Below are 11,993 nucleotides of genomic sequence, written 5' to 3'. Positions count from 1 at the left end.
TCAGCTCGACCGACGCCTCCCAGCAGCTTCAGTTCCTGTTGAGCGGCGTGACGGTGACGCAGGTGCGCGAAGACATCCGGACCGTGGACGTTGTCGCACGGACCAACGGCCAGGACCGTCTCGATCCGGCCAGGCTTGGCGCCTTCACTCTGGTCGGGGCCGCCGGCCAGCGCGTACCGCTCGACCAGATCGGCAAGGCCGAGATCCGCATGGAGGATCCCATCCTGCGCCGCCGCGACCGTATTCCGACCATCACCGTGCGCGGCGATATCGACGAGCGCCTGCAGCCGCCGGACGTCTCGATCGAGGTCCAGAAGTCGCTGCAACCGATCATCAAGGCCCTGCCGGCCGGTTATCGGATCGAAATGGGCGGCTCGATCGAGGAAGCTGGCAAGGCTAACGCCGCCTTGGCCGTCGTCTTCCCCCTGATGTTCGTCCTGATGATGATCGTGATCATCTTCCAGGTTCGATCGTTGTCGGCGATGTGGATGGTGCTCTTGACCGCGCCGCTGGCTCTGGTGGGCGTCGCCCCGACCTTGCTGATCTTCCACCAGCCGTTCGGGTTCAACGCGATCCTGGGCCTGATCGCCCTGGCCGGGATCATCATGCGCAACAGCCTGATCCTCATTGGCCAGATCCAGATCAACCAAGAGGAGGGTCTTGATCCCTTCCACGCCGTCGTCGAGGCCACCGTCCAAAGGGCGCGCCCCGTGATCCTGACGGCCCTGGCGGCGGTGTTCGCCTTCATGCCCCTGACCCTGTCGGTGTTCTGGTCCTCAATGGCCTACACCCTGATCGGCGGCACGATCGGCGGCACCATCCTCACCCTGGTCTTCCTGCCGGCGCTTTACGCGATGTGGTTCAGGATCAAGAACGCCCCCGGTGAAGACGATCATCAGACGGCCATGGTGCCAACGGTTCCGGCTCCATAGCTCCAGGGGCCGGTCGAAACCTCGTCCAGGCTGTATCTTGGCGGATATTTCGGCTGGCCCTCCCCCTACTGGCGTCGTGCGCCAGGCGCACCTGCAGGAAGGCGACATTCGCGGGGGCGCGCCTCACCTCGGACTAGGCGACAAGCTTTCCAATTCTCCGACTCGGCTCCTTAGGCTGGTGGCTGCGGCGGTGGCGTCGGTTTGGCTGATGCATCAAGAGCCAATCGTCGACTTTCTATGAAGAGGCCGCCGTCTGCTATCCGACAGACGGTCAAAAAACAGCACTACGTTGAAAATGAGACTGAAGTCTCACCCCTTGAGGTAACGGCGTCCTTCAAAGGACGTGCGTCAGCAGAGCTCTACAGCTCGTCTTCCTTGGGGATTATTCGTGGCTCTCAACAGACGTCATCTTCTAGCCGCCGCGGCCGCGAGCGCCGTTCCGTTGATCCACGGAGGCGCCAAGGCGGCTGAAAGCCACGATGTGATCATTATCGGCGCGGGCCTCTCGGGCTTGAACGCCGCAATGCTGCTCAAGGAGCAAGGCCTGCGGCCGATCGTGCTCGAAGCCGCTAGCGAGGTCGGCGGCCGCGTCAAGACAGTCCAGACCGTGGAGGGCGGCATCGATGTCGGCGCAAGCCAGATTGGACGTGGATACGCGCGGGCGATCGATCTCTGCCAGCGGCTAGGCCTGAAGCTGGTGACCGAAGACAGAGACCTTCTGACCTTCGGCGCGCACTACAAGGACACCTGGATCGACAACAAGACTTGGTCCCAGTCGCCCTTGAATCAATGTGTCGGCGAGGAACGGGAGATCACGCCCCTGATGATGGGGTCGCGCCTAGTCTCGAAATATAATCCATTGGTCGAGCTCGACGATTGGCTCAATCCTCGCTTCGCCCAATACGACATCAGTCTGAGACAATTGCTGCAGGCTCGCGGCCACAGTCCTCAGGCCATCGAGTTGGCCGCGCTATCGACCCCCGGCATCAGCATCGACGGTACTTCGGTTCTGCGGATGTGGCAGGAGGAGGTTCGAGGCGGCCTTGAGCGCAAGCTCGGCGACGGCGGAGCCCCTCGCAAGGATCATCCGTTTGGCGAGGGCAACGACCACAAGGAGATTGGCGGTCTCGCCGCGATTTCGAACATCGAAGGGGGATGTCAGCGACTGCCGTTGGCGATGGCCGCTCACCTCGGAGACGCAGTCCGCCTGAACAAGGCCGTCGCCCGCATCGAAATGACCGATCGGTCGGCCAGGGTGACATGCGAAGACGGTCAGGTCTTCAACGCACGTTTCGTGGTCTCGGCGGTGCCGTTCACGCGTCTTCGCAAGATCTCCATCGAGGCCAAGCCCAATCCGCTCGTGACGCAGGCCATCACCCAGATGCCCTACGCCAACACCGCACGGATGTACCTGACCGTCGAGCCGTTCTGGCTGGACGATGGCTTGCCGCCTTCCTTCTCGACGGACGGGCCCATGGGCATGTTCTGGGCGATCGACAACCATAAGGGGACCGGAGCCCACCGGGCCATGATCGTGATGGTCGGCCCAGCGGCGACCGCCATCAGCGCCCGGGGACCGGAGGCGGTGGCTCCCTACCTTTTCGAGGAACTGGCCCGTCTGCGTCCGGCCTCCCGCGGCCGTGTCCGCCTCAACACCTACAAGGATTGGGCTCTCGATCCCCTGCAACTCGGCTGCGGCTTCAGTCTGGCGCCCGGCCAGGTCAACGCGTTCGCGCGCGACATGCTCACCCCCTGGCAGGTGATGCACTTCGCTGGCGAACACACGCGTAGGATCGAGTTCGGCATGGAGTCCGCGCTCGAGAGCGGCGAGCGCGTCGCACTTGAGATCATCAGTCGCGCCTGAGCCGGCTAGCCGCGACCGAGCGTGCGCCGCGCAAAGAAGTTTCACGATCTAGGGGAGAGTAGAAATGAACAGACGACTTCTTTTGACCACTGCGAGCTGCGCCTTGGCGCTGATCGCGTCCGATCGGGCCTTCGCTCAAGCCAGTCCAAACGCCTCCGCATCCGTCGAGCTTGGCGAAATTCTCGTCACCGCCCGCAAACGCGCGGAAGACGTCCAGTCCGTGCCGATCACCATTACCTCGCTTTCCGACGCTGAGCTCGAAAGGCGTAGCATCAATAGCCTGGCCGATCTGGGCAACGGCACGCCGGGCGTCTTCATGACCACCTCAAGCGGCGGCAACCTCCAAACGGTCTATCTCCGAGGCCTGGCGCCGGCGAACACGAGCACAGACCTGAATACCGACGCCAACGTCGGCCTGTTCATCGACGGCATCTATCAGACCAGCCGCAACACCCTGGACATGATTTCGGTCCTTGACATTGGGGCGATCGAAATCGCTAAGGGGCCCCAGAGCGCCCTCTATGGTCGTTCGACCTTCGCTGGCGCGCTGGGGATCACGACCAAGCGCCCATCTCGCGACTTAAGCGCCGCAGGCTCGGCGACGATGGGCGCGGACAAGGACTATCGCGCTCGCGCGACCGTCTCCGGGCCGCTGGCGGAAAGTCTCTACGGTCGCGTCGCGGCCGGCTACACCACCTATGACGGCTACGCCAAGAACGCCTCGAACTCGAGCGACAATCTAGGCGGCTACAAGAAGGCCGCCATCAGTGGATCCCTTGAGTGGGAGCCGACGGACGCGTTTTCCGCCACCTTGGCCGGGTTTTATACGGACTCCAAGGCCGAGCCGACGCCTACCAGCCTGCTGGATCCCAAAACCTTCAACTGCGGGACCACTAACGCGGCGACAGGCCTCTTCACCCTCTATTGCGGAAAGCTGAAGCCGGGCTCGAGCGCGAACATCTCGTCCAACGTTCCAGACACCCACGCCAAGAACGCCCAGGTCTCACTGGACATGAAATGGGACTTCGATTGGGGCTCGTTGGTCAGCGTCAGCGGCGCCAACGCGTCCCAGAACATTGGCTACACGGACTACGACGTCTCGGGGACCGGGCAGCTCGCCGGCGTCTGCACGCTCGGCGCCAGCTGCGCCACCAATCCGACCTACGCGCGGACCCTCCAGCTCAACGCGTACTCCTCGGTTCGGGAGAAGGTGCGAACGGTCAGCCAGGAAATCCGTCTGCAGTCGCGCGACGACGCCAAGTTCAAGTGGATGTTGGGTGGGTACTATTTCAACTCGACCATCCCGCTCTACGCCAGCGGCCTATCGTTCGACTCCTCGAGCCTGGCCTCGAACGAGCGCTTCATCAGCTTCAACCAGCTGTCTCCCGCAGCCAGCGGCGTAGGAGCCTACAACGCCCTGGCCAATCTCTATGCCTCGGCCGATCCCGTGAACAAGCAGATGTTCGCCAGCTACACCAAGTCTGCGACCCGTACGACATCTATATTCGGATCGGTCGGATATAGCCTTGGCAAGATGAACTTCAGCGCCGAGGCGCGCTATAACGCTGACAGCAAGTGGTCGCAGAACTTCTCGACCACGGCCTATAAGACAATCGCCGGCGTGAATATACCGAGCGCAGGCGCGTTCGCCACTGCGGGCACGAAGTACCACGAAACCTTCAAGAACGTCACACCCCGCTTTAGCCTCGACTATCAGTACAGCCCGACGATCTTCTTCTATGGAACGGCGGCCAAGGGCGTTAGATCCGGCGGCTTCAATCCTAATGCCGTGGGCGGCACGGCAGGCATCCTCGCCAGCGAAGTCGCCTACAAGGAAGAAGAGAACTGGACCTACGAGGCTGGACTGAAGAGCCGCCTGTTCGACCGCCGGCTGCTCTTCAACGCGGCCGTCTTCCATACCGATTGGAAGAACGTTCAGAGCCGCGCCTATACCGCCAACCCCTCCCTCGTGGTGCCGACCGCAGTGATCCTCAACGCCGGCGCCATCAAGTCGAACGGCGTCGAGCTCCAGACCGACTGGCTGGCCAGCGACACCATCAGCCTGGGCGGATCGTTCACCTACGCCGACCCGAAGTTTCAGGGCGGCGCCTATGACTCTTCGTCCTCGATCTATTGCGTGACCTCGACGGGTACAGCGGCCCCGGGGTGCAGGATCACCACGGTCAGGCTGGCCAACGGAGCGACGGCGACCGTTCCGCTGATCTCCGGAAACCGGCCGACCCGCTCGGTGAAGACTCAATGGAATCTCCACGCCACCACCAAGCACGCCGTCTGGACTGACTGGATCGCCGAAGGTCGGGTGGACGTGAACTACACAGGCTCATCATATGTCAACCTGACGAACACCACCGAAATCGGCGCGAGAACGCTCACCAATGTCCGCCTGACCTTCAGCAAGGACGCGTATAGTATGGCGCTGTGGGCGACAAACGTGTTCGACAAGGCGTACGTCGCCAATTCATACCTTCAGTCCAGCCGGGTCGGCTATCCGTCCGCTCTGAACATTCCCGAGGTCTATGCCGGCGAAGGGCGCCGGATTGGCCTTACTGTGTCGGCAAGCTACTGACGGCTTGAGAAGGAGCGTGAAAATCGCGTCGCGCTCCTTCGTCCACCAGTCCCAGAATGGAAACGGCCATGCGCCAAGCTCGTCGCATAGCCTCATCCCGCTCACTATCGGAAAAGAGCGTCACAGACGCATTGAATAGGGATCCCAGCAGAGAGATATCGATCATGTCGACGTCAGGCCGGCAATGACCGAAACGTTTTGCCGCGAGCAGTGCGCGCTCGAATGGCTCCCTGTGTCGGGCCATCGCGCTTCGCATGGCTGGCAGATTGGGATCCATGCCACGCCAGTAGCGAACCATGGGGGCTTGGTTTGAGACTTCCTCCGCCGCTAGCCGCAGAAGACGAGCCAACCCATCAGGTTTGTCGACACAGGCGGCGGCGCGCTCTTCGTATCGAGCAACCATCACCTCCATGATCTCAACCATAAGAGCGTCTCGATCGTCGAAAAGCCTGAAAAGCGTGGCGCGAGAAACACCTGCTTCCGCCGCGACGAGCTCCAGAGAGGCGTTCACGCCATCCCTACGAAACACCTGCTCGGCCGCCGCGACAATTCTCGCGCGCGTTGCATCTTTGCCCGACTTCAAATCCTAGCCTCCGGTCTTCAGACAAGGTTGGTAGCAGCAATTCTTGCCACGACCACCCGCACCGTAAACTGGTAGCCATGGCCGGCTTTGGGCGCATCAGAAACCTCCAGCACATGGGACGCTTTCATGCGGCGATAGCGCGGGTCTAGTTCGGCCTTCAAGCTTTTGGATAGCCGCCCACTTCGGCCTCGTCGTCGATCACCTTGCCCTCACCCGTTTTGACCTCGCGGACGATCCGCTTGTCCACGGCGTCACGATCCCACGGCCGCGCGCCAGCGTTGCTCAGCACATGTCCAGCGACTTGGCTGGACGGCTTCAGCCTCAGGCCCTCCGGCCAGAAGGGCACCTTGCCCAGGAGCTTGATTTTGGGGAACGGGTCGGTGTTCAGGATCCGCACCGGCGGCATCTCGGTCCCATCGGCGTAGTAGGCCGGATTGTCGTGGGCGTAGAGCTCCAGGTCGCCCTGCCCCTCGACGATTAGGAATGGCAGGTCCGGCCGGGTCGACGCCCCGCCCTTCACGACATTGCCGGCGATGACCAACTGGCCCTTGCGCCAAGCGTGACGCACCCACTCCGAGGCGTTCAGCGCGTAGTGCATGCAGCGCGTGCCGGGATTGTAGATGTAGTTGTTGATCGTCACCGCCTCGACGCCGCCCTTGAACAACTGGTTGCGCTCGCGGTTGTGAGCATAGAGGTTGCCGACGATCAGCACCTGGTAGGCGTTGTCGTGGATCAGACTGCCCTTGGAGTGCTCGCCCTTCAAATGGCTGGCGTTCGACAGGCCTTCGGCGACGATGTTGTTGCTGAAGGTAATGCAGTGCGAGGTCCCGTCGCGCCAGCCGGCCGGATCCTCGCCTCCGGTGAAGCGCGGTCCCGAGGCCGACAGGTTCTCATCCGTGGCCCAGCTGACCGAGCAGTGGTCGACGATGACGTCGTGAGCCTTCCAGCAGGTGATACCGTCGACCTCCCATCCGCTCTTGAACGCCTCGCCGTCTCGGCCGGCGCGCACGCGTATATGGCGGACGATGACATTGTGACTCTCGATCGCCAGGCTGCCCCGGATCAGGGTGATGCCCGGCGACGGCGCGGTCTCGCCCGCTATCGTCAGGAAGGGCTCGACCACCTTGATGCTGTGACGCTTGAGGTCGATCACTCCGCCGACGTCGAAGACGATGGTGCGCGGGCCCTTGGCGGCGACGGCCTCGCGCAGAGAGCCCGGGCCGTCGCCCTCCAGGGTCTTGACCCGGATGACCTTGCCGCCTTCGCCGCCGGGCGTTTTGCCGGCCCAACCCAAGCGCTCGAACTTCGGCTTGCCAGGCGCCGCCAGCGCGAGACCGGGCGTCGACGAGAAGGCCGCAGCGGTCAGGAAAGTATCGCGTCGCGTTATCATGCCGCTTCTCCTCATGCGCCGCTCGACCGCCAGGCGATCGCGTTGGCCAACCAACGCTATTGAAGCGGTTTGACCATGTCCGGCAGGCGATGCACCAGCACACGCGCCTTATCTTTGCGAGCAATGATGCTGGCCGCGCCGTTCTTGCGGTCATGGTCGCGGCTTTAGGCGGCGATGACCTCTACGTCCTGACCGTCGATCAGGAGACCGTTCAACGGCTGTCCCTCGACTTGGTGCAGCACGCTCAGGGCCATATCGTCTGGCAGACCGGCAAAGGTCGAATGGGCGCGAACATAGTTCCAGTTGCCCATCTACGGCGCCCGCAGTCCGCCGACTTGGCCGGAATAGCTGAAGAGCCCCAAGGCCGACAGTTGCTTGGCCACACCGTCAGCGAGTCCGTCTTCCTGGACCATCGCCAGCAGCGGCGTGCCCGCCTGGATGGCGGTCAGCACCTCGGGCGGCAGCTCGCCCGGCACAAGCTTCGGCTTGCCATCCTTGGTGGGCTGGGCCTCGAGACCGGTCTGCTCGCCAACCTGGCGACGCACGATCTCGTCGGTCTTCAGGCCCGAGGCGACGATGGCTGTGTAGCGGGCAACAGGCTTGAAGTCCTCGACCACCACATTCGGCAGGGCCACGAGCTGCTCGCGCAGACTCTTGGCGATGCCCGAGACGCCGATCCTCGTCGTCTTGGCGGGCTTTAGCGCGGTCGCCGTCACCCAGATCTCTCGATCCGAGACGACCTCGCTGGTCGGGATCAGTCGCGGAAGCCCGCTAAAAAGCGCCAGCTGTTCGTCGCTAAGCACTTTGGTCTCGCCCTCGAAGAGGCGAAGGGCCCGCCAACCGGCGGTCTCTCCGCGCTTGTAGCGTCGAGTATGCCGTGCCCTTGCTGAGCGCGAAGGATCAGGAAGAGGCCTGGCGCAGTCAGCCGGTTCTTCAGCTCTGCTAATGGCTGCCCCAGCTAAATACATTTATTCCTATCGGATTTAAAGGGTATTGGTCCCTTCGTATTTTCAAACGAGGGGATCGGACATGTCTTTCAGCCAGCGTAACGATGCGACCAGGGCGCTGCTACTCGCGGCGCTGCTGTGCGGCGGCGCCAGCGGGGCCTATGCCGGCGTGATCGCGGACGCGACGGTTGCCGTTGCTGAGTCAACGACCGCCGAAGACACTGCGGCTGATCGCTCGAACGTCGCTGGGGCCACGGTAGAGGCTCTGACAATTACCGCCCGCCGCCGGTCCGAGACCGTGCAGTCGGTGCCGTTGGCCGTGTCGGTGGTCGGCGGCGACCGCCTGGACGGGACGGGGTCGTTCAATGTCGGCCGCCTGCAGCAGCTTACCCCGACCCTGCAGTTCTACTCGTCGAACCCGCGCAACACGTCGGTAAACATCCGGGGTTTGGGCGTGCCGTTCGGCCTGACCAGTGACGGCTTCGAGCAAGGCGTCGGAATTTATGTCGATGACGTCTATAACTCGCGGGTCGCCACCGCCACCTTCGACTTCCTGGACGTCGATCGGATCGAGGTCCTGCGCGGTCCGCAGGGCACGCTTTACGGCAAGAACACGACCGCTGGCGCGATCAACATCACCACCCGCCAGCCGACCTTCGACTTCGAGGCCAACGCTGAGGTTTCGCTGGGCAATCTTGAGTACAAGCAAGCCAAGGCGGCCATCTCCGGGCCGCTAAGTGACAAGGTCGCGGCGCGCTTGGCCGTGTCCAGCACCCACCGGCGCGGCACGATCTACAACGTCGCCAGCCGCCGCTACATCAACGAGCAGGACAATCTGGGCCTGCGCGGCCAGCTGCTGTTCAAACCCAATGAGAACCTGTCGGTCACGCTGGCCGCTGATTACAGCGCCCAGGATCCTGAGGGTTACGCTCAGATCTATGTGCGCACCGGCGCCACGCAGCGGGCGTTGAACCGTCAGTACGCGGCCCTGACTGCGGCCCTGGGCTATGCGGTCCCCAGCACCAACGCCTTCGACCGCGTCACCGATGTCGACGCCGAGCTCAACGCCGGCAACAAGATTGGCGGCGCATCGGCCAGGGTGGTCTGGAGCGTCGCCGGCGGCACGCTGACCTCGGTTTCGGCGTGGCGCTTCTGGGACTGGGAGCCGCAGAACGACCGCGATTTCCTGGGCCTGTCCATAGTGGCGAAGTCGCAAAACCCGTCGCAACAGGACCAATATAGCCAGGAACTACGTTTCAACCGCTCCTGGGACTCTCATGACTTGGTGGTCGGCGCATTCGCCTTCCAGCAGCGCATCGACACCCAGGGAACCGAGCAACAGGGCGTCTCGGCTAGCCGTTGGAACATCGCGCCCAGCAACGCCTTGTCCAACGACCCTAGCGTCTTGGCGGGCCTGACGGCGTTCAACACTCAGTGGTTGAAGAGCAAGAGCTTCGCGGTGTTTGGCCAGCTCAGCTGGAAGGTCACCGACGCCTTTGCCCTGACCCCGGGCGTCCGCCTGAACTACGACGAGAAGTCCGGCTACTACGAGCGCAAGGTCTTTGACGGTCAGGGATTGCCTGTGCTTCTGACCGACACGGGCGCGCGCCGAGCCGCGCAACTGGCCGTCTATACGCCGCAGGTGAGCGCTCCCAGCTTCGACGACTGGAACTTCACCTACGACCTTTCAGCCAGCTACCAGCTAAACCGCGATGTGCTGGCCTACGCCACCTACGCCAAGAGCTTCAAGACGGGTGGCATCAACCAGAACGGCCTTCCGACCGACGCGGCGGGCAAGCCGATCGAAGCGGCAGGGTCGATCAAGCCCGAGGACATCAATCACTTCGAGGGCGGCCTGAAGACCCAGTGGCTGGACCGCACTCTGACGGCCAACCTCGCGGTGTTCCGCAGCGACATCAAGAACTACCAGGCTACGGTGACCAACGGCCAGCTCGGCGTGTTGCGCGGCTACCTGGCTAACGCCGGAAAGGTGCGTACCCAGGGCGTGGAGCTGGATTCGGCGTATCAACCGAACGCGCGGTTCTCGACCTACCTCAACGCCGCCTACACGGACGCCAAATATGTGCGCTTCGTGGATGCGCCTTGCCCGCCTGAACTCTCCGGGGGAACGGTGGCGACGGGGACCCAAACGCCCGGTGCGGCCGGCGTGGCGGGGGCGCTCAGCCCGGCCAACTGCGACGTGTCGGGACAGCGGCTGCCGGGCGTCTCGAAGTGGAGCGTGGCCCTGGGAGTCGAGGCCAATGTTCCGGGCGACTTCCTCGGCAAGGCTGGTGAGTTCTATGTCGGCTATGACGGCAGCTACCGCAGCAAGTTCTCGTCCAATCCTTCGCCCTCGATCTACACCTGGGTCGATGGTTATTCGATCGCCAACTTCCGGGCTGGTTTCCGAACTCATGAGGGCCTTAACCTCTATGGCTGGGTCCGCAACGCCTTCGACGAGAACTACTTCGAGTTCTTGGCCGTGGGTCCCAGCAACACTGGTCTCATCGCTGGCCAGCCGGGCGATCCGCGCACCTGGGGCGTGACCCTACGGGCTTCGTTCTAGGCCATGTCTCCGCGCGTCAAACTGGCTGCCTCCGCTGGCCAGCCGTTTGGCGCGCGATGCTGATCCAACGACCAGAATGATCGGGGGCATCCAGGCTTAGAGAGCCTAGAGCGCCCTTCCCCTCGAATCGCGCGGCAGGCAATCAGCCGAGCGCTGCCCTGAAAAAATGGGTCATCTTGTCGAAGGGGATGATGTCCACGCGATCATAGAGATCGGTGTGAACGGCGCCGGGGATGATCATCAGTTCCTTGGGTTCGGCCGCAGCGGCGTAGGCGGTCTCGGCGAAGTAGCGGGAGTGCGCCTTCTCGCCGTGGATAAACAGGATCGGGCGCGGTGAGATCTCGGCGATGTAGGTCAGGATCGGCATGTTCATGAACGACAGCGGCGTCGTCACCGTCCAGGCGTTCTTCGAGTTGACCGCCCGCGGATGATAGCCACGCGGCGTGGCGTAGTAGTCGTGATAGTCGACCACGAACTGAGGCTCGCCGCCGCGCAACTCGGCGTTATAGGGCGGCTGGTAGGCCGGCTCGCCTTTCTCGGCATCGATCCAGCGCTGGCGGCTCAGTTGCTCTAGCATCTGGGTCCGCTGCGCGGGCGTGAGGCTGTCGTTGTAGCCCTTCGACATCACGCGGGTCATGTCGTACATGGTGCTGGCGACGACGGCCTTCACGCGCTTGTCGACCGCGACGGCGTTCAGCGCCATGCCGCCCCAGCCGCAGATGCCGATCATGCCGATCCGCTCGCGATCGACGTTCGGCAGCAGGCCGATGAAATCGACGGCGGCGCTGAAGTCCTCGGTGTTGATGTCCGGCGAGGCGACATCGCGCGGCTCGCCGCTACTTTCCCCAGTGAACGACGGATCGAACGCCAGGGTCACGAAGCCGCGCTCGGCCATGGTCTGGGCGTAGAGGCCCGACGACTGCTCCTTGACGGCTCCAAAGGGACCGCTGACCACAAGCGCCGCCAAGCGGCCCGCCGGGGCGGCCTTGGGCGTGTAGAGATCGCCGACGAGGGTCAGGCCATAGCGGTTCTTGAACGTCACCTTGCGGTGATCGACGGCGGCGCTCTTGGGGAAGGTCTTGTCCCACTCTTTGGTCGGCATGGGCGGTTTCCTGTTGGCTTGG

General features: G+C 63.2%; 9 protein-coding genes. 4 read left to right on the top strand and 5 right to left on the bottom strand.

Annotated features, from left to right (window positions below; translation table 11 throughout):
- From CSW59_RS04925 to CSW59_RS04915, 3 genes are all read left to right on the top strand, one after another.
- Positions 1-932, top strand: a 932-nt coding sequence (locus CSW59_RS04925; RefSeq protein WP_143754949.1) for an efflux RND transporter permease subunit, incomplete at its 5' end; no start/stop codon positions are given.
- A 442-nt stretch (positions 933-1,374) separates the two neighbouring features.
- Positions 1,375-2,796 carry an NAD(P)/FAD-dependent oxidoreductase gene (locus CSW59_RS04920; RefSeq protein WP_099442976.1) on the top strand — a complete coding sequence of 474 codons (1,422 nt, stop codon included), beginning with the start codon at positions 1,375-1,377 and terminating at the stop codon, positions 2,794-2,796.
- Between the two features lie 64 nt (positions 2,797-2,860).
- Positions 2,861-5,383, top strand: a complete 2,523-nt coding sequence (locus CSW59_RS04915) for a TonB-dependent receptor (RefSeq protein WP_099442975.1) — start codon at positions 2,861-2,863, stop codon at positions 5,381-5,383.
- On the opposite strand, the gene CSW59_RS04910 is transcribed toward CSW59_RS04915, so the two are convergent.
- From CSW59_RS04910 to CSW59_RS04900, 4 genes are all read right to left on the bottom strand, one after another.
- Positions 5,361-5,966 carry a TetR/AcrR family transcriptional regulator gene (locus CSW59_RS04910; protein ID WP_099442974.1) on the bottom strand — a complete coding sequence of 202 codons (606 nt, stop codon included), beginning with the start codon at positions 5,964-5,966 and terminating at the stop codon, positions 5,361-5,363. The genes CSW59_RS04915 and CSW59_RS04910 overlap by 23 nt on opposite strands.
- Before the next feature lie 157 nt (positions 5,967-6,123).
- A complete protein-coding gene (locus CSW59_RS04905; protein WP_099442973.1) occupies positions 6,124-7,356 on the bottom strand; it encodes a polysaccharide lyase family 1 protein in 1,233 nt (410 codons plus the stop codon).
- A gap of 164 nt (positions 7,357-7,520) precedes the next feature.
- On the bottom strand, positions 7,521-7,667 hold the full coding sequence (locus CSW59_RS20725; protein ID WP_161495017.1) for a hypothetical protein: 147 nt from the start codon (positions 7,665-7,667) through the stop codon (positions 7,521-7,523).
- Positions 7,668-8,159, bottom strand: coding sequence for a hypothetical protein (locus CSW59_RS04900; RefSeq protein WP_099442972.1), 492 nt, complete (start codon positions 8,157-8,159; stop codon positions 7,668-7,670). It lies immediately after the preceding gene.
- A 226-nt stretch (positions 8,160-8,385) separates the two neighbouring features.
- Here CSW59_RS04900 and CSW59_RS04895 point away from each other — a divergent pair, with 226 nt between their 5' ends.
- On the top strand, positions 8,386-10,869 hold the full coding sequence (locus tag CSW59_RS04895) for a TonB-dependent receptor (RefSeq protein WP_201722716.1): 2,484 nt from the start codon (positions 8,386-8,388) through the stop codon (positions 10,867-10,869).
- A 142-nt stretch (positions 10,870-11,011) separates the two neighbouring features.
- Here the strand turns inward: CSW59_RS04895 and CSW59_RS04890 are convergent, their stop codons facing one another.
- A complete protein-coding gene (locus CSW59_RS04890; RefSeq protein ID WP_099442971.1) occupies positions 11,012-11,971 on the bottom strand; it encodes an alpha/beta hydrolase in 960 nt (319 codons plus the stop codon).
- Positions 11,972-11,993: the final 22 nt, after the last annotated feature.

The organism is Caulobacter sp. BP25 (assembly GCF_002737755.1).
Lineage (GTDB): Bacteria > Pseudomonadota > Alphaproteobacteria > Caulobacterales > Caulobacteraceae > Caulobacter.
The sequence above is the reverse complement of the archived record's forward strand: the minus strand, read 5'-3'. Positions and strand labels throughout refer to the sequence as shown.

Bases quoted from the DNA above. Each gene is read 5' to 3' on its own strand.
- CSW59_RS04915 (WP_099442975.1), top strand. From the start codon at position 2,861: ATGAACAGACGACTTCTTTTGACCACTGCGAGCTGCGCCTTGGCGCTG.
- CSW59_RS04905 (WP_099442973.1), bottom strand. From the start codon at position 7,356: ATGATAACGCGACGCGATACTTTCCTGACCGCTGCGGCCTTCTCGTCG.
- CSW59_RS20725 (WP_161495017.1), bottom strand. From the start codon at position 7,667: ATGGGCAACTGGAACTATGTTCGCGCCCATTCGACCTTTGCCGGTCTG.
- CSW59_RS04895 (WP_201722716.1), top strand. From the start codon at position 8,386: ATGTCTTTCAGCCAGCGTAACGATGCGACCAGGGCGCTGCTACTCGCG.
- CSW59_RS04890 (WP_099442971.1), bottom strand. From the start codon at position 11,971: ATGCCGACCAAAGAGTGGGACAAGACCTTCCCCAAGAGCGCCGCCGTC.